The sequence below is a fragment of the Campylobacter sp. DY7 genome (assembly GCF_057802535.1).
Genome location: NZ_JBYJAU010000006.1, coordinates 13617 through 32162, shown reverse-complemented (window position 1 = coordinate 32162; position 18546 = coordinate 13617). Strand labels below are relative to the sequence as shown.

The following is an 18546-nucleotide window of genomic DNA, read 5'->3' as shown; positions in this document are numbered from 1 at the left end:
ATAGGAATTATCTAATTTTTTTTAGCTTATGATTGCTTAGTTTTATCATTGTAGATGAGCTAGATTCGTTTAGATTATCATCTACGATTATATTTGCGATACTTTTTGCATAGTTTATATTAAATTTATCTCCGTGTAAATTAGCGCTACTTGAGTATAAATATTTAAAATCTTTTAAAAATATACTATGTTTATTATCATTTACTAGCCTAAAAGATAAGCCGTTTTTATGAATATATGTGGTTTTTTTTGCTTTTCTTATTTTGTTTTTAAACCTATTTGGGCATTTTGCTAAAAGTTTTAAGCTTGTTAGATAAGCGCTTGTTATTATGCAAGGCTGATTTAAATCTCGCTTTTTGGCAAAATTAATTTCTTTACAATCCTTGCTTAAAAACCCCGCAGTAGTGTCAGTTTGTGCTAGATAAATCATTTTACAAAGCTTGGAATTTTATTTAAAATCATGGTTGTAAAATCTATCATTTGATTCATCATCCACGGCATTAAAAATATTATTATGATAACAACTAGGATTATTTTAGGCACAAAACTTAAAGTCATTTCGTTAATTTGCGTTGTAGCTTGAAAAATACTTATCAAAAGACCTGCGATTAGTCCAGCAAGTAGCATTGGCAAAGATAGCATTAAAGCAATTTTAAAAGTTGATACTCCAAGCGAAACAAGTGTGCTTTCCATATTAATCCTTATCATCTAATTATTAAATAATTTTAGGCAAAATAACTAAATATAACCAAAACAAGGAAAAGCTATTAAAACTAATTTTTTAAAACTAATAAAAGAATTTGATATAAACCTTTGGCTTTTAATATCTATACTCCTTACCCATTGCTGTTATTTTTTGATTTTTTATTTTAATGAAATAACTCCGATGGCTATTTTTAATATTTATTCTATTACAAATTATATTTTAGCAATTTGTTTGTATTCAATACATAGAACAAAATTAGCCTTTTTTATGACATTTTTTGAGATTTTTACTCATCAAATAGCAGGGTCTTATTATTTAGGTTTTGCTAGTGGGTTTAATGTTATTTTTATGTGTTTGTTTTTCTTACAATTTACATTTTTTACTAGATGGTCTACTATTGCAATGGTAAGTTGCGGTTTGATTTTAAGTGTATATGGATTACATTATTTTAAAGATTATTTGGTTGGCGAATACTCTTATGCTCAAGAATTATTTTTCTATGTAAATTCTTTTGCTAGTGCTGTTTTTATGATTGTATATGGTGCTTTAGCAACAGTTTCTCAGAGCAAAAAACTAGCAGATTTAACCTATTTGATACACAAAGATTTTTTAACAGGTCTTTTTAATAGAAAATATTTTGAAGAAAAGGTTGTTTCTAATCTTAATAAAGATGAATCAATTTTAATAGCAATATGCGATATAGATAATTTTAAAGCTATAAATGATAATTATGGTCACGATATAGGCGATATTGTTTTAAAAAGCGTAGCATCAGCAATTTATTACGAAATATTAGAATATAAAGGAGTGGTTGCTAGATGGGGTGGTGAAGAATTTATAGTAAAAGTAAATCTTAAAAACAATCAAGAAGCAGAGCATTGTATGAATATAGTAAAAAATTCAGTAGCAAGACAAGAGCTTAAAAAATACAATATAAAACCAACTATAACAATAGGTGGAATTTTTATACAAAATCCTAATAAAGATGACTTTGAAAAATATTTCAAAATAGCAGACCAAGAACTTTATTATGGTAAAAAAAGCGGAAAAAATTTAGTAAATATCCAAGTATCTTAAAAAATATTTTTAGTTTTAAGTTTTATTTAAGATTAAATATATATAATTCAGTCTTTATTTCATATGCGGGAATAGCTCAGTGGTAGAGCACAACCTTGCCAAGGTTGGGGTCGCGAGTTCGAACCTCGTTTCCCGCTCCAGTTGTTTTATATACTAAAGCCCAGGTGGCGGAAATGGTAGACGCAAGGGACTTAAAATCCCTCGGTAGTTTTTACCGTGCCGGTTCAAGTCCGGCCCTGGGCACCATAAGGTGATATAGCCAAGCGGTAAGGCATGGGCCTGCAAAGCCTTGATCCTCGGTTCAAATCCGAGTATCACCTCCAATAGGCTTTTTAGCATAAATTATCGCTTGTTTAATAATTTTTCGGGAGATGGCTGAGTGGTCGAAAGCGGCGGTCTTGAAAACCGTTGAGGTGCAAGCCTCCAGGGGTTCGAATCCCTTTCTCCCGGCCACTTCATTTTTAACAATCTTTTTCATTTTATATTTTATTAAAATTAAGAATATTTTGTTTTAACTTTTAGCTCCTTCGTTAAAATAAAATATTCTTGAAAGATTTATTTTATTTATAGTAATTTGTGTATTTTGAGTTTAAGTAGGTTTAATTTCCTATTTCAAATTCTTTAAAATTTTCTTGGAAATAGGAATTAGAATATTTAAAGGCTTATTGTTAAATAAGAACATTCTTACTATTAAAAATCCCTTAATTTAAATTTTTTAAAAAAATGTTTTTGATAGCTAACTTTAATATTTGATTTAATTCCGCTAAAAGACCATCGGGGCTAGGAGCATTTGCAGTCTCTAAAAGCATATTTGGTATTAGAAGTAGAAATAAAATTAATATAATATGTTTATTTATCTTTAGGTTCTTTAATTCCATTCGGTAACGCTAAGAATGGTTTTTTGGCTTTTTCCAAGATTTCGCAAATCTACTTAAATCTATCTTCTGATGCGTTTTTGCAATCTTGTTTTTGATCTTCATTTATTTTTCTCATTTTTGTTACATTTTTTATTTTAGCTTTTTCTAGGTATTTTTTATAATAATCAACTGATTTAACTTCATCACCACAGCCAACAAAAAAACTAAATCGCCTACAACCATTAAACTTGATATTAAGTTGCTTTATTTTTAAAGAATTTGAAATAGGAATTTGAGTGTAATATATTTAAAGATTGCTGTTGGATAAAATTATATTATTAATAGTATTGTGATTAATTTCAATAATAATTTAAGCAAAATCTCTTGCTTGATAGCTTTTAAATTCCTATTTCAAATTCTTTGTGAATTTTAGGAGATTTACTCCTAAAATTTAATGCCAAATTGATTTACTAATAAACCATCAAGCATTCCATTATATTGCTCAATAAAGCCAAGCTCTCTTACAATTGTTAAAGCAAAATAAATAGAAGTAATAGGTCCAGCGCTTGTAATTATATTATCACGCACTACAACAGGCTCATTTAGTCTAGTTCCTTTAAGACCTTTTTCGCACCCTGGATAGCAAGTAAATTCAGAGCTTAAAACCCCTGCATTATCTAATACAATAGGTGAAGCGCAAATCGCTGCTATTAATTTCTTTTGTGAATTAAGATTTTGTAATATAGATTTTATTTTCTCGCTATTTTTAAGATTTGTCATACCGCCAAATCCACCAGCTAAAGCAATCACATCAATGCTATTTAAATCCACTTCGCTAAGCTTTACTTTAGCTTTTAAAACCATTTTTGTATCAAGCTCTACATTTAAATCATCTTCTAAACTAGCACAGATAATATTTAAATTAGCTCCGTATTGTTTAGCCCTTGATAAAACATCAATAATGCTAATTAACTCAATATCTTCAGCCCCATTTGCCATAGGAATTAAAATATTTTTCATAATCTCTCCTTTTTATCAAAATTAGTAAATATTTTAATTAAAATTAAGTAATTAATTGTTAATATTGATTTTCAAATTTTTTCAAAGGATGTTTATGGAATCAACGGTTCAAGATGTAAAAGCAGCGACAGCTGAAACTCTAAACAAAATGATTGATTTGCAAGGTGCAGGTTTTGATTTTGAAGCTTTTGCGCTTAAGTATGGATTTAAGATTTTAGGCTCAATTATTATTATTGTTTTAGCTTTAATTCTTATGAATATTGTTGGCAAGATTTTAAAAATTGCTTTAATGAAAGTAAGCACAGATGAAACGCTAACAAATTTCTTAGTTAAATTATCAAAAATCATTATTTTAGTTGTTGGTATCTTAGCAGCGCTTAATAATATAGGCGTAGATACAACTTCGTTTGTGGCTTTATTTACCGCGACTTCATTTGCAATATCTTTTGCATTTAAAGAAACGCTTTCAAATATTGCAGCCGGTGTTTTAGTTATTGTTTTTAGACCTTTCAAGATTGGTGATTATGTAAAATTCGGTGCGGTTGAAGGTTTTGTAGCTGATATTAGCTTATTCTCAGTTACTCTTAGAATGCACGATAATACAAATATAATAGTTCCAAACTCTCAAGTAATTAGCAATAGTATTTATAACTATTCTCGTGAAAAAGTAAGAAGAATAGATTATTCAAAAACAATTGAACCATCAGCTTTATGCGAATTAAGAAAAGAAATTGAAAACACTTTAGGCTCAAATGAATTAATCTTAAAAGACCCAGCTATTTTTGTTGGTGTAAAAAGCGTAAATGATACAAATATTGAAGTTAGCGTTCAAATGTGGGTTAAAAACGAAAATTACGAAAGAGCTTCAATGCTTATTAATGAAGCTATGACAAAGGTATTTATAAAATAATTTTTAAAATCACGAATAGGAATTTGAGTTTATAATTTAGCCAAATTCCTATTTCAAATTCTTTTTTATAACCAACCTTTTTTCTTAAAAAATACAATAGGAATTATTGTTGAAATCACCATCAAACTAACAGCTATAAAATACCCATATTCCCATTTTAATTCAGGCATATTTTCAAAGTTCATTCCATAAATCGTGCCTATTAAAGTAGGTGGCATCATTGCAACGGTTACTATAGTAAAAAGCTTTATGATTTTGTTTTGTTCTATGTCAATTTTACTTGTTAAAATCGTTTGAATATTGTCTAAAATCCCAAGTTGCGAAAGGCTAAATTCAATTAAAGAATTTAAATCTTTTAAAATAATATCAAGATTTTCTTTTATATGAGCGCTTATTTTATCGCTTTTAATTAGTGATGATAAGGTCTTTTTCTTCTCAAATAATGAATATCTAATTTGCATATTTAAATCCTGAAGATTTGAGATTTTGCTTAGATAAAAGTCATAATCAAGCGATACATTTTGTGCTAAAATCTCAGCCTTTAACGCCCTTGATTCTTTATCAATCCACTCTAAAACATCACCATCTTTATCCACTCTAATATCAAAAATCTCATTTAATATCTCATAGCCACTTTTATAATGAGTTGGATTTGCGAGTATTATATTTTCTACATTTATAAAGGTAGGAAGTTCTTTAGCTCTTATAGTAAATAATACTTTTTTGTTTAGTAAAAATGTAATTGTATCTTTTGTAGTTGTTGTGTTATCAAGGGTGTCTTTGTTTAAAAATACATTATTTATTGTGATAGTATCTTGCTCTTCCCAGTATCTTGCACTTTCTTCTATATTATACTTTTCATCATCATTTGGAAGCTTTAGATAAAAGTTGTTTTCAATGAAGCTAATTTCATCTAAAGTAAAGTTAAATAAATCCACCCACAAAACATTTTCAGGGATTTTCTCATTAGCTTTAATTTCGTATTTTATAACGCTTGAATTTTCTTTACAATAAACAAAAATCATAAAAATCCTTTATAGTTTTTGCCTATTATAGTTATAAAGGCTTAAAAGAGTAATTTCTTACTCTTTTAATGCGTTTTCTAAATCACTTAGCATAAAATCCATAGCCTTAATTCCACCTTCAGTTAAATACCAAACGCTAGGATTTAGATAATAAATTTTGCCATTTTTTGCTGCATTTGTTTTATCAATTATAGGATTAGTCATTATTTCTTTTGCAGTTTTTGACCCCTTATTGTTAATAGCATTATCTCTATCTAGCACAAAGATATAATCAGGATTAAGCTTTAAAATTAGTTCAAAACTAGCATCGTTTCCGTGTGTTGTCTTAGCATCATTTGCTATATTTTTAAATCCTGCATCAGTTCCTATCATCGCACATCTTTTAAGATTGCCTAGAGTATTAAAATTTGATTTTGTAACAAGACCAATTATTACACTTTTGCCATTTGCTTTTACTTTTATATCATTTAGTCTTTTTTCATAGTTTTTAAATATCTCATCACTACTTACATTAAAAATCTTAGCGATTTGTTCTGCATTTTTCTTCACGCTTTCATAAGTGCCATTAACATAATCAATTCCAAGATATACAACAGGTGCGATTTTGCTTAATTCATCGTATTTACTTGCAAGGCGTGAGCCTATAAAGATGATTTCTGGCTCTGCTGCTAAAAGCTTTTCAATATCTACTTCTTTTACGCTTCCTATGTGAGCTATATTTTTATTATCAAAATACTTAGCTAGATAATCAATTTTTGTATTTTTTGTAAGTGCATTAACCTTATTTCCTAAACCTAAGCTATCAAGTGTATCAAGAGTAGCTAGATCAGCAACGGCAACCTTTTTAGGATCGCTAGGCACATTGATTTTAATCTTTTCATTTGCACCATTAAGCGCCTCAATTTCTACTGCATTTGCACAAACACAAACCAAAAGCCCTGCAAGGGCAAACTTTAAACCTTTAAACATAATTTCTCCTTATTAATAAAATAAACATAATGGTTTTTCTTTAATTTGAGTGATTTCAAAATCTACTCCATAAATATTTTTAAGATTTTCTTTAGTTATTACTTCATTGCTTGTGCCATAATTTATAAGTTCTCCATTTTTAAAAGCACAAATATAATCGCTATAAAATGAAGCAAGATTAAGCTCATGTAAAACCATAATGATGGTTTTGCCTAATTCATCGCATAATTTTTTGATATTTTTCATCATAGAAATTGAATGAGCTATATCAAGATTATTTGTAGGTTCATCAAATAATACATATTCAGTATCTTGAGCGATTATCATAGCTATTAATGCTCTTTGTCTTTGTCCGCCGCTTAATTCATCTAAAAAGGCATTTTCAAGCTCTTTTAAAGCCATAAAATCTAAAGCCTCATCAATTTTTATTAAATCATCTTTATTTAAATTATTTTTGCTATACGGAAACCTTCCAAAAGATACTAAATCCTTTACGCTTAATTTGATATTTATATTATTACTTTGTGTAAGGATTGCTAGATTTTTTGCTAATTCTTTATTATTCCAGTCTTTTAAATCTTTATCTTTAAAAATTACTTTACCGCCATCACTTTTATTAAGCCTTGAAATAATATGCATAAGACTTGATTTACCAGCTCCATTTGGACCTATAAAAGATGTGATTTTGCCTTCATTTATACTAAGGCTTACATTGTTTAAAACAATTTTTTCATTATATTTTTTTGTAATATTTTCAATAATCATAATTTTCCCTTATTTGCGTAAAGTAAATACATAAAATAAATTCCACCCACAATACTAATAAAAACACTTATCGGCACACTTAGATTAAACACACGCTCAACCATACTTTGAGAAAAAACTAAAAGCAAAACACCAAAAAGCACAGAGCCACTTATTAAATATGTATGTTTGTAGGTTTTAAATAATTGCCTTGAAAGATTTGCAATAATTAGCCCAAGAAATGAAATCGGACCAACTAAAGCCGTAGCAATTGCTATAAAAAGTGTAACGCCTAATAAAAGTCTTTTAATGCTTTTATCATAATCAATTCCTAGATTAATGCTTTGTTCTTTTCCTAAGCTTAAAACATCAAGAAGTGCTAAATCCTTATAATAAACTATGCTTAAAATTATCGTTAAAACTCCAGCAAGTGCTAAAATATCAGCATTAACTAAATTAAAACTAGCTACTAAAGTGCTAAGTAAGGCATCGTATTCATTAGGGTCCATTATCCTAGTAAGTGAGTTTTGAAGTGAGCTAAATAAAGTCGCTAGAACCGTTCCTGCAAGTAAAACATAAAGCACATTGTATTTTGAAATCCTAAAAAAATAGTTGTATATAAAAGTAGCCATTATTCCCATAATCACTAAATCCACACAAAATGAAATGTATTTATTAGTAGCGATAATGCTAGTACTTCCTAAGAAAAACACAACACTTGTATGAATTAATAAATACATTGCATTCATTCCAAGCAAGCAAGGAGTTACTATTGTATTTTTAATAATAGTTTGAAAAATTAGCGAGGCTGCACCAATGCAATAAGCACTTAAAATCATTGCAAGTAGTTTTGGCACTCTAAGATTCATTGAAAAGGCAAAAAATTTATAATTAATGCCATAAAAAAGAAAAAATGCCGAGCAAAGTAGGGCAAGTATTAGTAAAATAATTAGTTTTATCTTCATCTTTCACCGCAATTTCTTAGCCAATTTCCTATTTTAAATTCCTTACCATTTAATTTGATTATGATAAGGATTATAAAAACAATGCTTCCTAAAATACCTGAAATTAGCTCAATCGGAAGTTCATAAGGCATAATAATAATCCTTGCAAAAATATCGCACACTAATACAAATAAAGCTCCAAATAAAGCCGTATCAATTAAAATACCTTTTAAATTATCACCCTTAAACATACGCACAAGATTTGGAACAATAAGCCCTATATAAGAAATCGCACCAACTACAACAACTACACTAGCACTTAGCATTGCTGATAAGCTAAGCCCTGCAAAAAGCACGAAATTATAAGGCACTCCTAAGTTTTTAGAAAAGTCTTTTCCCATTCCAACTATATTAAAATAATTTGCAAAAATTAATGCAAGGATTATTAAAGGAAGACTTATATAAAGCATTTCATAACGCCCTTTAATAATTAGCGAAAATGATCCCGTAAGCCAAGTAGATAATGCTTGAACAAGTTCGTATTTAAATGATAAAAATGTGGTAATTCCACCAATTACATAGCCAAACATAATCCCAACAAGTGCAACCATAACGCTATCTTTAAACTTAATGCTTTGAATAAAAGCTACAAATATCCAAGTGCCAATAATTGCAGTTGCAAAAGCAAAAAATGAGCGTTCAACTAAAGTGCTATTTGGTATAAAAATCATAGAAATTAATATACCAAGCTGAGCTGAAGCTATCGTGCCACCCGTTGTAGGAGATACGAAATTATTTCTGCATAATTGCTGCATGATAAGTCCAGCTACACTTAAAGCCATTCCGCTAAGAATTATTGCAAGAAGCCTAGGAAACCTTGAAATTAGTAAAATTTCAAGCTGATTAATATCGCCTTTTAAAATATCTAAGATATTTACATCAATTGCACCTAAAAATATGGAAATAAAACTAAAAATCAATAAAAGTGCAGTCAAAATAATAGATGATTTCAATTTTATCCTTATAAAAATGATATTAATTATAATAACTTTTAATTATAAATGATAAGTTTTTTAATAATTTATATGATTTTATCTTTCATAGTTTTTATATTTTTGGAATTTAAAATATATATTTTAAAAATAAAATTTTATAAGAATTAAAATCATAATTCCTAATTCAAATTCTTTTAAATTTTGAGTGATTTTTAAAATATTTTTAATTATTAATTTTTTATATAATAAATTTTAAAATATTAATTATATAAATATATTATATTATATAAATTTTTATATAAAAGGAGAAAGTATGTTAAGTTCAAGAAATATTTTGAATGTAAAAATTGTTGATGTAAAAACATCTGAATTAATAAGCTTAGTTTATGCAAAACTTGAGAATAACAAGATTTTTAAAGCGTTAATCACAAGTGATAGCGCAAAGGAGCTAAAGCTAAAACCAAATAATAATGCTTTAATGATTTTTAAAGCAGGTTCAATTGTTGTTGCCAAAAATGATTGTAAGGTAAAAACAAGCAGTGCAAACGAGCTAAATGGAAATATAAAAAGCATACAAGAAGGCTCTGTTTATGTGGTAATTGATATTGATTGCGATGGTATTTTGCTAACTGCAAGCATTACAATGCAAAGTTATGAGAAAATGAAGTTAAAAATAGGTGATAATGTAAATGTATTGATAAAAGCTACAAATGTGATGGTAGGAATTAAAGAATAATAAAAAGTATTTAAATCCTTTTAAAACAACTAAACGGCTTAAAAGCCGTTTAGATTATAGAGTTTTGATGTATTTTGCTAAAGCTTTAAAATCTTCATCTTTTAGATTTTTTACTTGTAATTGCATAGTTTTTTGTGATTTTCCGCCGAATGTTCCTGCTTTATAACCACTTAATGCTTCATAGATTTCTTGTTCGCTTAAAGTATTTATGATAATTTCAGCACCAGGAGCTAATTTTTCAGCTTTTTTTCCATGACAGGCAACGCATTTTTTAAATAAAGTTGCGCCATCAACACTTAAAGCACTTTCAATATTCTTACTTGCATTATCAATACTTGAAGTAATAGCTTGTGCTACATTGTCTGCATTTTCTTTGATTGCGTTAGCTACTTCGTTTGTGCTTTCTTTTAAAGTATTTGCAACATTTTTTGAAGTTTCGCTAATATTTTCGCTTGCATTAGCTACTACTTGATTTATGATAGGCTCTGCTTTTTCTACGATAGGTGCAATGTTTTCAGTGATTTTGTTAGCCGCATCATCAACTGCATTATTTATTTTCTTAGCACCTTCATCTACAACAGATTTTACACTTTGTGTAACTTCTGATTTTACTTCTTCTTTTTTGCTATCATCACAGCCCATTAGAGTTAAAGCGCTTACAGCTGCTAAGCTTAGTAAAACTTTTTTCATAAGATCTCCTTAAAATATTTTAGGGCAAAATTTTATCATTATTAAATAATTGCAAAATTAAATAAAAAAATTAATTTTTATTATATAGTTTTTTATATTTTAAATTATAAAATTAAGATTTATAAAAGCTTTTTTATTATATAATTTTTTATATTTTAAGGAGATCTTATGAGAAAAGTATTATTAAGTTTAGTTCTTGCTTCAAATTTATTAGCAAGTAATTTAAATATAGCAGCAGCTGCAAACATAGCTTATCCATTAAATGAGCTAAAGAAAATTTTTGAAGATTTACACCCTGATATAAAGCTAAATATTAATTCAGGTGCAAGTGGTGCGTTTAACGCTCAGATTAAAAACGGCGCAGAATATGATGTGTTTTTAGCTGCTAATATGGACTTTGCTAAAGATTTAGAAAATTTAGTAAATAATAAAGCAATCACCTATGCTAAAGGCAAATTATTATTATTTTCAGCTAAGAAAACACCTAGTCTAGATGATTTAAAAACAGCATCTTGCATAGCAATCGCAAATCCAAAAACAGCACCTTACGGACAAGCTGCAAAAGAAGTTTTAGAAAAAGTGCCTAATAGTAAAAACATAATAACAGCAACCAATATTCAAGCAACCTTGCTACAAGCTACAAAAGCTTGTGATTATGCTTTTATTGCGGCTTCAAGTTTAGAACAATTAAAAGAATTAGGATATAGTGAAAAAAATATTTTAAAGCTTGATGATAATTTATACGAACCTATTTTACAAGGTATGATAATTACTAGCAAAAACCCTGATTCTAAGGTGTTTTTTGACTTTTTATTAAGCGATAAGGCAAAGGAAGTATTTAGTAAATATGGCTATGAATGAGCTTGTTTTAAAGCATAATTTTGATGATTTTAGTGTTGATGCGAAGATTTGCTTTAAAGACTCTGAAATCATCGCACTTTTTGGAGATAGTGGCAGTGGTAAAAGCACTATGTTAAAACTAATTGCAGGGCTTATTGATAAGCCTTTATTAGAAGATGTTGCTTTTTTGTTTCAAGACTGCACTTTATTTGAAAATTTTAATGTTTATGAAAATTTAGTTTTTACTAATACAAAAAGCCTATTTGATGATTTAAAATATAAATTTGGCAAATTACTTGATAGTAAAACTGCTAAATTTTATGATGAATTATTAGAGCTTGCTAATCTAAAAGAGCTTAAAAATAAACCAATTTCAAGCCTTAGTGGAGGGCAAAAGCAACGCTTAGCATTAATTTGTGCTTTGAGTAAAAACTCAAAATATATTTTATTAGACGAGCCTTTAAGTGCTTTAGATGATAGTAATAAATTAGTTCTAATTAAGCTAATTAAAAAAATTAATAAAGATTATAAAAGCACGATAATTTTTGTTTCGCATTCTTGTTTTGAGATAAATGCTCTTGCAAATAGGGTGTTTTTCGTAAAAAATGGTAGAATTGAAAAATGCCTAAATAAAGAAGAATTTTATTTAGAAAAAATCCAAAATAACGAGTTTTTATGCACGATTTAACGCCCATAATATTATCATTAAAACTATCTTTTATAACTACTTTAATATTATTTTTTATATGTTTATATCCTGCGTTTTATTTAAGCAGAAATGATTTTTTTGGCAAAAAAGTCTTACTTAGTGTGCTATCTTTGCCTTTAGTATTGCCACCAACCGTTTTAGGATTTTATTTGTTAGTTTGCTTTAGTCCTAATAATTTTTTAGGCAAATTTTTAGCACAATTTGACATTAAATTAGTATTTAATTTCAAGGCATTGTTGATTGCATCTGTTATTTATTCTTTGCCTTTTATGTTTAATCCTATTTATAGTGCGTTTTCAAATTTGCCTGATAATTTATTTCATAGGGCGAAATTATTGCAAAAAACTAAAGCTAATCTTATTTTTCGCCTTTGCATACCTTTAATTAAGCCTAGCATAATTAGTGCTTGTGTTATGAGTTTTGCGCATACGATGGGAGAATTTGGGGTTGTGATGATGATAGGCGGAAGTGTAGAAGGCGAGACTAAAGTAGCTTCTATTGCTGTTTTTGAAGCATTAGAAAATCTTGAGCTTAGCAAGGCAAATGAAATAAGCTTAATATTATTAGCCCTTTCTTTTGCGATACTTTTTATCTTGCAATTTGTAAAACAAAAATAAAGAATTTAAATTCGGAATTTACTTGATTTTAAATGATTTAAGTTTTCAATATTTATTTAGAAATTTGATTAATTTAGATTTAATAAAATTAAAAAAAAGGAAAAAGATGAAAAAAATTACTTGTTTAGAAAAATTGCAAGATTTACAAAAATTAGAACAAATTTATAATAATTTAAAGATAAATCTTCTAAAAGAAAATCAATTTAATATAAATTACAATGAAATTAAGCTAAAAATATCAAAAGCAAATGATGAAGAATTAGCAAATATTTATGATAATTTAGAATATTTACAAATGAATTTTATGAATGAAATCACATATCTTGAAAAACTTATAAAGGATATAAAATGATAATTTATGGACTTAGCTATATTAAAAATCAATTTAATTCCGTGGAATTTGAAATAGGAATTAACGAAAACAAAATAAGTTGTCTAGGATATAAAAACGAATATCTAGCTAAAAATAATATGAAAAAAGCTTTATTTTGCAATACTTTAAGTGAAGTATTAAAATCAAATGCAGCTTTATGTGAATATATAATCCCAAATATTAATATTTTAAAAGATAGCGTTTTGTTAGCTGAAAAATACTTGTTTGATAGCAAGATTTTAACCCTTGCAACTAACGATGAAGCTATTGTTAAGGCTGCTAATGCTGGTGTTGATTGTGTTTTGATAAAAGAATTTGATGAAAAATATAAAGAATATTTTATAGGCTAGAAAATCTAGCCTAATTATTATAAACCTTCAAATGGGTTTGTTACTACATTTTTGCGGTCGCATACATAAGGAATTAATGCAACTGCTCTTGCTCTTTTAATTGCAAGCTCAACCATTTCTTGGTGTTTCTTGCTTGTTCCTGTTAATCTTCTTGGCATTATTTTAAAGCGCTCTGATAAAGCGTGTTTTAATAATGCTGTATCTTTATAATCAATAAAATCAACTTTTGCTTCTGTAAATTTGCAATATTTTCTTGAATACTTTCTTTTTTCTGCCATGATTTATCCTTTAAAATGGTATCTCTTCATCATAAGAAGAGTTATAGTTATAATTGTTTCTTTCTTCAGCAAAATTATTTTGTTTTTGATATGAATTATTCTCTCTTGAGAAATTATTTTGCTGATAATTATTTTGAGTAGGTCTAGCGTAGTTATTATTAGTTTGAACATTGTTTCTAGCAGCATTAGTTTCTTCAGGCTTATTATCAAGCATTTCCATATTTTCAACTACAAGTTGAATTTTTGAGCGATTTTGATTTGTCGCGGTATCAACCCAGTTTTGTTGTTGCAAATAACCTTCTGCCATAAGTTTTGAGCCTTTTCTTAAATATTGCCCTACAATTTCTGCTAATCTATTATAAAAAACTACATCTATAAATAAAGTTTCTTCTATTCTTTCGCCTGTGTTTGAAGTTCTATATCTACTAACAGCAATAGCGTTATTTACTACAGCATTACCTGTAGTGCTAATGGTTTTTATCTCAACATCTCTTACTAAACGACCTATTAGAATAACTTTATTCATTTTTTATCCTTTACTCTGCTGGAGTTTCAGCCTTTGCTTCTTTTTTATTTTCTTTTTTACCTAATCTTTTGCCTTGAGAAAGTATTTCCCACGCAGCGATTTCGCGTCTGTTTTCATATTTAACGATTAAAAATCTGATAATATCTTCAGTAATTTTTAAAACACGCTCAAGTTCTTTAATTAAAGCACCTGGAGCTTTGAAATATATTACATAATATACGCCACGCTCATATTTATCAATTTGGTAAGCTAATTTTCTAGCACCCATTTCAATAGTATTTGCAATTTCAGCACCATTTTTAACTAGAGTTTCTTTAACAAACTCAACTCTCGCCTTTAATTCTTCATCTGTTAGCGTTGGCTTTGCGATGAATAAAACCTCATAATGTCTCATGATTCTCCTTTTGGATATTAAGCCTAATTAAATTAAGCAAGGAATTTTGCATAAAGCAAGGCAAGATTTTAGCAATTTAAACTTAATATTTTATGAGTTTATTAAAAAATAAATCTTTAATAGATTTGAATACATAATTTCTTTTGAAGAATTATTGCTATCTAGCTTTATTTCATATTCGGCATCAAGCAAAATAGCAAAAATTTCTTCATAAAATTTAGCTAATTTTCTAGCTTGATTTTCTAATTCAACGCAAACTTGTCTTGGCGGTGTATAACCAAAAGCAACTTTATAATCAATTCTGCCATTTATTTTAAGATTTGAGCTAATCGTAAATAATCTTAAAAGACTTGAATAAAGTTTATTAATTAGTGCGATTTCATCTTCGTTTTCTATAATTTTATAAATATATTCTTTTGGCTCTTTTGTATTTAAAAAATTTCTTAAAAAATCATCAAAACCTAAAGCATTATCAACTTCACAATGCTCTTTTAAAGTATTTATATCAAGAATTTGATTTTGGTATTTTAAAAGCTCACAACCTGCTTTAAAAATATCAAATTCGTAATTTTTTTGAAGATATTGTAAGGCTATTTCATTTGTTTTTATATTGTAAAAATTCGCTACATCTTGCAATAAACTAATTTGCTCAAAGCTAGTTTTTTTATCAAAAAATCTAACAAAATTATTATTCATAACTAGCTCTAAATCTTTTAAAGCTTTTGTTTCATAAATAGCTAAAATCAGTCTATTTTCACTATTTACGCATTTTAAAATTTCTTTTAAATCCTTATTTGAAATTCCTTTTTCAAATTCCAATACGAGCAATTTTGAATTTGAAAACAACGAGCTTTCTCCTAGAAAATTAATAGCTTTTTCCAATTTATAATCGCTATCTCTTAGGATTAATCTCTCATCGCTTTTATCAGCACTTTTTATTATTTCAAGATTTAAAAATATGCTTAATCTACAACTTCCATAGAGCATAAAAGCATTTGGTAATTTGTTTTTTATTTTGTTAAATTCTGCTTCATACATCTTTAACTATCCTAGCAAAAACCTTAGCGCTTATTAAATCTACTTCATAAATCTCAACCAAAACTCTAGAAAATAATGGCACATTTGGGTTTGCTATAAAAATCCTTGCACCCTTGAACTCATCATCTAAAATCCCTATCGTAATTTCTTCATTTTTTGTAATTTTTACATAAAATCTTTTACCGATATTTTGATGAAAATACCTTGCATATACTCTATCGCAAAAATCTATCGCAACCTTATCCGAAAGCCTTTCAAGAGAGCTTACTTCAAAGCATTTATTTTCTAAATTAGTGCTTAAATATGAAAATAATTTGTCATTTTTTTGCATAAGAGTTTTTAATAATCTATGCAAAATCAAATCCGAATATCTTCTAATAGGGCTTGTAAAATGCGAATATCTATCAAATCCTAAAGCAAAATGCCCAGCATTTTCATGCCCATATTCGGCTTTTTTCATAGAGCGAATTATGATTTTATCTACTTCTGCACGAATTTTTAATTCATCTGCTAAAGCTTGAATATTTTTAATATTTTCGTAAATATTTTCGCCACCACTAAACTCAATCCCTAAAAGCTGCAATTCTTCATACATAGCAGTGATTTTATTATAATTAGGACTTCTGTGGTTTCTAAAAATCGCTAAATCAGGACACATTTTTGCAGCTGCTTTATTTGCTAAAAGCATACAATCTTCAATTAATTGATGAGACCTTGTTGATTGCTCGTAATATGTTTTTTTAATTTGCCAGTTTTCATCAATTTCCATTCTAAGCTCTTCGGTTAAGAAATTAAAGCCTTTATTTAGTCTATTATTTCTTAATTTTTGTGTAAGTTCATTTAGAGCGTAGATATAATTGCATTCTTTTAAATCAACTCTATTTTGAAAATATTCATCAACTTCAACATAATTAAATCTTCTTTTTGAATTAATTATTCCTTCAAAAATCTCTTCTTTTATTACCTTTGAGCCTTCAAAATATATTTTAAAACCAAAGCAAAGTCTATCCTCATTTGGATTTAGCGAACAAATTCCTTCACTTAAAACGCGTGGCAACATAGGAATGCTCTTATGTGGAAAATATATACTAAATCCACGCTTTAAAGCTTCATTATCTAGTGCGCCAAAAGCTCTTACATATTCGCTAACATCGGCTATTGCTACATATAAAACTTGATTTTTTTCATCAAAATAAATAGCATCGTCAAAATCTTTTGCATGAATAGGATCAATAGTGCAAAATGGCAAAGCTCTTAAATCAAGCCTATTTGGATAAAAGCTAATATCAACACTTCCAGCATAAGCATTTGCTTCATCTAAACAAGCTTTATCAAAAACTTCAACTCTATCATATAAAGCCATTGATATTTTTTCATCAACCTTATTATCACTAATATGACCTAGCACTTCTACTACATTAGAGCTTGCATTATCAATTTTTAAAATTGTTCCAATAGGAAGTGCTTTGAGTGATTTTTGAGATACGCTAAGCTGTCTTAAAAGTCCTGTTTTAAAGCATTTACCAAATATCACATTCTTTAGCATTTGAGTAATAACTAAAGAAAATTCTTCTTCTCTTTTTAATACCAAAACAACTATTGCACTAGGGCGACCTTTTTTTACTTTATTTTTCTTAGCAATTACTATATCGCCGTATCTTGCTGAATGTAAATCTTTTGATCTTATGAGCAAATCACGCTCTAAAAAAGAGGCTTGTAAAAAGCCATCTCCTTTTGAGTTTATATCCATTTTGCCATAATAAAATCCATTGTTAAAATAGATTTTATTATTGTATTCGCTTACGATTTTTTCTGTTAATAAGACTTTTATTAGTTCTTTTTGCTTTGAATTAGCTTCTAATTTATTAAAACCTTGTCTAATATTTTCTAAGAATTCAAGCATCTTGTTCTACTACTTTAATAGCTTCTATTAATTTATCCCCTAATAATCCATTATTTTTAGCATCTAAGATACATTGAACCATTATTTCTTCATTAAAAATTCCAAAAATATTTACTAAGTTTGAAACGATATTTAAAGCAATAGCATTATTTCTTATGTCATTACTTGCTTTTTCTGGAGTTACGCTGTAAAAAATAGCATCAATCATATCAACTTCAAGATTCCATTTATCAAAAATCATAGAAGTTACTTCTTCACTACTCATTCCCAAAAATTGTTTTTCGTATTCGCTTAATTCTCTTATGTTTTTAAGTTCGCTTATGCCTTGTTTAAATTCATTAGCTTTATTAGTTTCTATTAGTTCTGCAGATATTATAATTTTTCCAATTTCTAGCAAAAACGAAGCAGGAATTACAACTTTTTTTACTTCTTCATTACCTTTGCTTAGCCAGTTTATTGCTAGTGAATTTTGCATTGTTGAGATTTTTGCAAATTTTGCTTCGTCCATATTGTATGCACTTAAATTAATCTTAAACGAATTTTTTACTGCTGCATTTAAAGCAAAACCTTTAATTGTTGTCATTCCAAATAAATTAACAGCTCTATCAACACTACTAATTTCTCTTGAAAATCCATAAAGCGGGGAATTCGCTGATTTAAGGATATTTGCAGTAAGCATTGGGTCTTTTTCTACTACTTTTGCTAAGTCTTTTAAAGACGCACCTTCATCATTGCAAATTCTTTGAATTTCTAGTGTGCTTTCATTGAGTGGAGGTAGGCTTTTTATTCTTTTACTAATAAAATCTTGCATAACAAACCTTGTAAATAAAATTTGATAATTTTTT

The 18546-nt window shown here is 28.0% G+C and carries 23 protein-coding genes and 4 tRNA genes; 12 read left to right on the top strand and 15 right to left on the bottom strand.

Annotation, left to right across the window (positions count from 1 at the left end; all coding sequences use genetic code 11):
- Positions 1-7 precede the first annotated feature (7 nt).
- Both AC1B00_RS05165 and fliQ read right to left on the bottom strand, forming a co-directional pair.
- Entirely contained in the window at positions 8-430 is a 423-nt protein-coding gene (locus AC1B00_RS05165) for a Sua5 YciO YrdC YwlC family protein (RefSeq protein ID WP_488848542.1), read from the bottom strand.
- Positions 427-693 (bottom strand): flagellar biosynthesis protein FliQ, encoded by a 267-nt coding sequence (fliQ, locus tag AC1B00_RS05160; RefSeq protein ID WP_239817592.1) that lies wholly within the window; start codon positions 691-693, stop codon positions 427-429. Before fliQ ends, AC1B00_RS05165 begins: the two co-directional genes overlap by 4 nt.
- Positions 694-886: 193 nt before the next feature.
- Here fliQ and AC1B00_RS05155 point away from each other — a divergent pair, with 193 nt between their 5' ends.
- From AC1B00_RS05155 to AC1B00_RS05135, 5 genes are all read left to right on the top strand, one after another.
- The gene (locus tag AC1B00_RS05155) at positions 887-1783 is read left to right on the top strand and encodes a GGDEF domain-containing protein (protein WP_488848537.1); all 897 of its coding nucleotides are present in this window, start codon (positions 887-889) and stop codon (positions 1781-1783) included.
- 65 nt (positions 1784-1848) lie between these two features.
- Positions 1849-1923, top strand: a tRNA-Gly gene (locus tag AC1B00_RS05150).
- A gap of 18 nt (positions 1924-1941) precedes the next feature.
- A tRNA-Leu gene (locus tag AC1B00_RS05145) sits at positions 1942-2029 on the top strand.
- Between the two features lie 3 nt (positions 2030-2032).
- A tRNA-Cys gene (locus tag AC1B00_RS05140) sits at positions 2033-2106 on the top strand.
- 42 nt (positions 2107-2148) lie between these two features.
- Positions 2149-2236, top strand: a tRNA-Ser gene (locus tag AC1B00_RS05135).
- Positions 2237-3084: 848 nt separating this feature from the next.
- Here the strand turns inward: AC1B00_RS05135 and AC1B00_RS05130 are convergent.
- Entirely contained in the window at positions 3085-3660 is a 576-nt protein-coding gene (locus AC1B00_RS05130; RefSeq protein WP_488848535.1) for a DJ-1 family glyoxalase III, read from the bottom strand.
- A 94-nt stretch (positions 3661-3754) separates the two neighbouring features.
- Here AC1B00_RS05130 and AC1B00_RS05125 point away from each other — a divergent pair, with 94 nt between their 5' ends.
- Positions 3755-4570, top strand: coding sequence for a mechanosensitive ion channel family protein (locus AC1B00_RS05125; RefSeq protein WP_488848532.1), 816 nt, complete (start codon positions 3755-3757; stop codon positions 4568-4570).
- A 65-nt stretch (positions 4571-4635) separates the two neighbouring features.
- Here the strand turns inward: AC1B00_RS05125 and corA are convergent, their stop codons facing one another.
- From corA to AC1B00_RS05100, 5 genes are read right to left on the bottom strand one after another with little or no spacing between them, the layout of a single operon-like run.
- Complete coding sequence (corA, locus tag AC1B00_RS05120; protein WP_488848530.1) at positions 4636-5595, bottom strand: magnesium/cobalt transporter CorA; 960 nt, start codon at positions 5593-5595, stop codon at positions 4636-4638.
- Positions 5596-5652: 57 nt separating this feature from the next.
- A complete protein-coding gene (locus AC1B00_RS05115; RefSeq protein ID WP_488848528.1) occupies positions 5653-6564 on the bottom strand; it encodes a siderophore ABC transporter substrate-binding protein in 912 nt (303 codons plus the stop codon).
- A 12-nt stretch (positions 6565-6576) separates the two neighbouring features.
- A complete protein-coding gene (locus AC1B00_RS05110) occupies positions 6577-7329 on the bottom strand; it encodes an iron ABC transporter ATP-binding protein (protein WP_488848526.1) in 753 nt (250 codons plus the stop codon).
- A complete protein-coding gene (locus AC1B00_RS05105) occupies positions 7326-8273 on the bottom strand; it encodes an iron chelate uptake ABC transporter family permease subunit (protein ID WP_488848524.1) in 948 nt (315 codons plus the stop codon). The genes AC1B00_RS05110 and AC1B00_RS05105 overlap by 4 nt, the downstream gene beginning before the upstream one ends.
- On the bottom strand, positions 8270-9265 hold the full coding sequence (locus AC1B00_RS05100; protein WP_488848522.1) for an ABC transporter permease: 996 nt from the start codon (positions 9263-9265) through the stop codon (positions 8270-8272). Before AC1B00_RS05100 ends, AC1B00_RS05105 begins: the two co-directional genes overlap by 4 nt.
- Positions 9266-9560: 295 nt before the next feature.
- Here AC1B00_RS05100 and AC1B00_RS05095 point away from each other — a divergent pair, with 295 nt between their 5' ends.
- Positions 9561-9983 (top strand): TOBE domain-containing protein, encoded by a 423-nt coding sequence (locus tag AC1B00_RS05095; protein WP_488848520.1) that lies wholly within the window; start codon positions 9561-9563, stop codon positions 9981-9983.
- Between the two features lie 54 nt (positions 9984-10037).
- Here the strand turns inward: AC1B00_RS05095 and AC1B00_RS05090 are convergent, their stop codons facing one another.
- Complete coding sequence (locus AC1B00_RS05090; protein WP_336611391.1) at positions 10038-10673, bottom strand: c-type cytochrome; 636 nt, start codon at positions 10671-10673, stop codon at positions 10038-10040.
- A gap of 168 nt (positions 10674-10841) precedes the next feature.
- On the opposite strand from AC1B00_RS05090, the gene modA reads away from it, so the two are divergent.
- From modA to AC1B00_RS05065, 5 genes are all read left to right on the top strand, one after another.
- Complete coding sequence (gene modA / locus AC1B00_RS05085; protein WP_488848518.1) at positions 10842-11534, top strand: molybdate ABC transporter substrate-binding protein; 693 nt, start codon at positions 10842-10844, stop codon at positions 11532-11534.
- Positions 11521-12201: an ATP-binding cassette domain-containing protein gene (locus tag AC1B00_RS05080; protein ID WP_488848516.1), complete on the top strand. Its 681-nt coding sequence runs from the start codon at positions 11521-11523 to the stop codon at positions 12199-12201. The genes modA and AC1B00_RS05080 overlap by 14 nt, the downstream gene beginning before the upstream one ends.
- Entirely contained in the window at positions 12189-12839 is a 651-nt protein-coding gene (modB, locus tag AC1B00_RS05075; RefSeq protein ID WP_239817585.1) for a molybdate ABC transporter permease subunit, read from the top strand. Before AC1B00_RS05080 ends, modB begins: the two co-directional genes overlap by 13 nt.
- Positions 12840-12945: 106 nt before the next feature.
- Positions 12946-13191, top strand: a complete 246-nt coding sequence (locus tag AC1B00_RS05070) for a hypothetical protein (RefSeq protein ID WP_488848513.1) — start codon at positions 12946-12948, stop codon at positions 13189-13191.
- The gene (locus AC1B00_RS05065) at positions 13188-13562 is read left to right on the top strand and encodes a hypothetical protein (RefSeq protein ID WP_488848511.1); all 375 of its coding nucleotides are present in this window, start codon (positions 13188-13190) and stop codon (positions 13560-13562) included. Before AC1B00_RS05070 ends, AC1B00_RS05065 begins: the two co-directional genes overlap by 4 nt.
- Positions 13563-13579: 17 nt before the next feature.
- Here AC1B00_RS05065 and rpsR read toward each other — a convergent pair whose 3' ends face one another.
- From rpsR to AC1B00_RS05035, 6 genes are all read right to left on the bottom strand, one after another.
- Positions 13580-13840, bottom strand: a complete 261-nt coding sequence (gene rpsR, locus AC1B00_RS05060; protein WP_214116366.1) for a 30S ribosomal protein S18 — start codon at positions 13838-13840, stop codon at positions 13580-13582.
- A 10-nt stretch (positions 13841-13850) separates the two neighbouring features.
- Positions 13851-14366: a single-stranded DNA-binding protein gene (ssb, locus tag AC1B00_RS05055; protein ID WP_488848510.1), complete on the bottom strand. Its 516-nt coding sequence runs from the start codon at positions 14364-14366 to the stop codon at positions 13851-13853.
- Between the two features lie 10 nt (positions 14367-14376).
- Positions 14377-14760: a 30S ribosomal protein S6 gene (gene rpsF, locus AC1B00_RS05050; protein ID WP_239817578.1), complete on the bottom strand. Its 384-nt coding sequence runs from the start codon at positions 14758-14760 to the stop codon at positions 14377-14379.
- 90 nt (positions 14761-14850) lie between these two features.
- Positions 14851-15798, bottom strand: a complete 948-nt coding sequence (locus tag AC1B00_RS05045; RefSeq protein ID WP_488848507.1) for a DNA polymerase III subunit delta — start codon at positions 15796-15798, stop codon at positions 14851-14853.
- The gene (locus AC1B00_RS05040) at positions 15791-17701 is read right to left on the bottom strand and encodes an RNB domain-containing ribonuclease (RefSeq protein WP_488848505.1); all 1911 of its coding nucleotides are present in this window, start codon (positions 17699-17701) and stop codon (positions 15791-15793) included. The genes AC1B00_RS05045 and AC1B00_RS05040 overlap by 8 nt, the downstream gene beginning before the upstream one ends.
- Positions 17694-18512 carry an HDOD domain-containing protein gene (locus AC1B00_RS05035; RefSeq protein WP_488848503.1) on the bottom strand — a complete coding sequence of 273 codons (819 nt, stop codon included), beginning with the start codon at positions 18510-18512 and terminating at the stop codon, positions 17694-17696. The genes AC1B00_RS05040 and AC1B00_RS05035 overlap by 8 nt, the downstream gene beginning before the upstream one ends.
- Between the last annotated feature and the right edge of the window lie 34 nt (positions 18513-18546).

Excerpts from the sequence above, each read along its gene's own strand:
- AC1B00_RS05155 (WP_488848537.1), top strand. The coding sequence starts at position 887 with ATGGCTATTTTTAATATTTATTCTATTACAAATTATATTTTAGCAATT.
- AC1B00_RS05110 (WP_488848526.1), bottom strand. The coding sequence starts at position 7,329 with ATGATTATTGAAAATATTACAAAAAAATATAATGAAAAAATTGTTTTA.
- AC1B00_RS05095 (WP_488848520.1), top strand. The coding sequence starts at position 9,561 with ATGTTAAGTTCAAGAAATATTTTGAATGTAAAAATTGTTGATGTAAAA.
- AC1B00_RS05040 (WP_488848505.1), bottom strand. The coding sequence starts at position 17,701 with ATGCTTGAATTCTTAGAAAATATTAGACAAGGTTTTAATAAATTAGAA.
- AC1B00_RS05125 (WP_488848532.1), top strand. The coding sequence starts at position 3,755 with ATGGAATCAACGGTTCAAGATGTAAAAGCAGCGACAGCTGAAACTCTA.
- AC1B00_RS05115 (WP_488848528.1), bottom strand. The coding sequence starts at position 6,564 with ATGTTTAAAGGTTTAAAGTTTGCCCTTGCAGGGCTTTTGGTTTGTGTT.
- AC1B00_RS05130 (WP_488848535.1), bottom strand. The coding sequence starts at position 3,660 with ATGAAAAATATTTTAATTCCTATGGCAAATGGGGCTGAAGATATTGAG.
- rpsR (WP_214116366.1), bottom strand. The coding sequence starts at position 13,840 with ATGGCAGAAAAAAGAAAGTATTCAAGAAAATATTGCAAATTTACAGAA.
- AC1B00_RS05165 (WP_488848542.1), bottom strand. The coding sequence starts at position 430 with ATGATTTATCTAGCACAAACTGACACTACTGCGGGGTTTTTAAGCAAG.
- modA (WP_488848518.1), top strand. The coding sequence starts at position 10,842 with ATGAGAAAAGTATTATTAAGTTTAGTTCTTGCTTCAAATTTATTAGCA.
- AC1B00_RS05065 (WP_488848511.1), top strand. The coding sequence starts at position 13,188 with ATGATAATTTATGGACTTAGCTATATTAAAAATCAATTTAATTCCGTG.
- AC1B00_RS05090 (WP_336611391.1), bottom strand. The coding sequence starts at position 10,673 with ATGAAAAAAGTTTTACTAAGCTTAGCAGCTGTAAGCGCTTTAACTCTA.
- AC1B00_RS05045 (WP_488848507.1), bottom strand. The coding sequence starts at position 15,798 with ATGTATGAAGCAGAATTTAACAAAATAAAAAACAAATTACCAAATGCT.
- ssb (WP_488848510.1), bottom strand. The coding sequence starts at position 14,366 with ATGAATAAAGTTATTCTAATAGGTCGTTTAGTAAGAGATGTTGAGATA.
- AC1B00_RS05070 (WP_488848513.1), top strand. The coding sequence starts at position 12,946 with ATGAAAAAAATTACTTGTTTAGAAAAATTGCAAGATTTACAAAAATTA.
- fliQ (WP_239817592.1), bottom strand. The coding sequence starts at position 693 with ATGGAAAGCACACTTGTTTCGCTTGGAGTATCAACTTTTAAAATTGCT.
- modB (WP_239817585.1), top strand. The coding sequence starts at position 12,189 with ATGCACGATTTAACGCCCATAATATTATCATTAAAACTATCTTTTATA.
- AC1B00_RS05080 (WP_488848516.1), top strand. The coding sequence starts at position 11,521 with ATGGCTATGAATGAGCTTGTTTTAAAGCATAATTTTGATGATTTTAGT.
- AC1B00_RS05035 (WP_488848503.1), bottom strand. The coding sequence starts at position 18,512 with ATGCAAGATTTTATTAGTAAAAGAATAAAAAGCCTACCTCCACTCAAT.
- AC1B00_RS05105 (WP_488848524.1), bottom strand. The coding sequence starts at position 8,273 with ATGAAGATAAAACTAATTATTTTACTAATACTTGCCCTACTTTGCTCG.
- rpsF (WP_239817578.1), bottom strand. The coding sequence starts at position 14,760 with ATGAGACATTATGAGGTTTTATTCATCGCAAAGCCAACGCTAACAGAT.
- corA (WP_488848530.1), bottom strand. The coding sequence starts at position 5,595 with ATGATTTTTGTTTATTGTAAAGAAAATTCAAGCGTTATAAAATACGAA.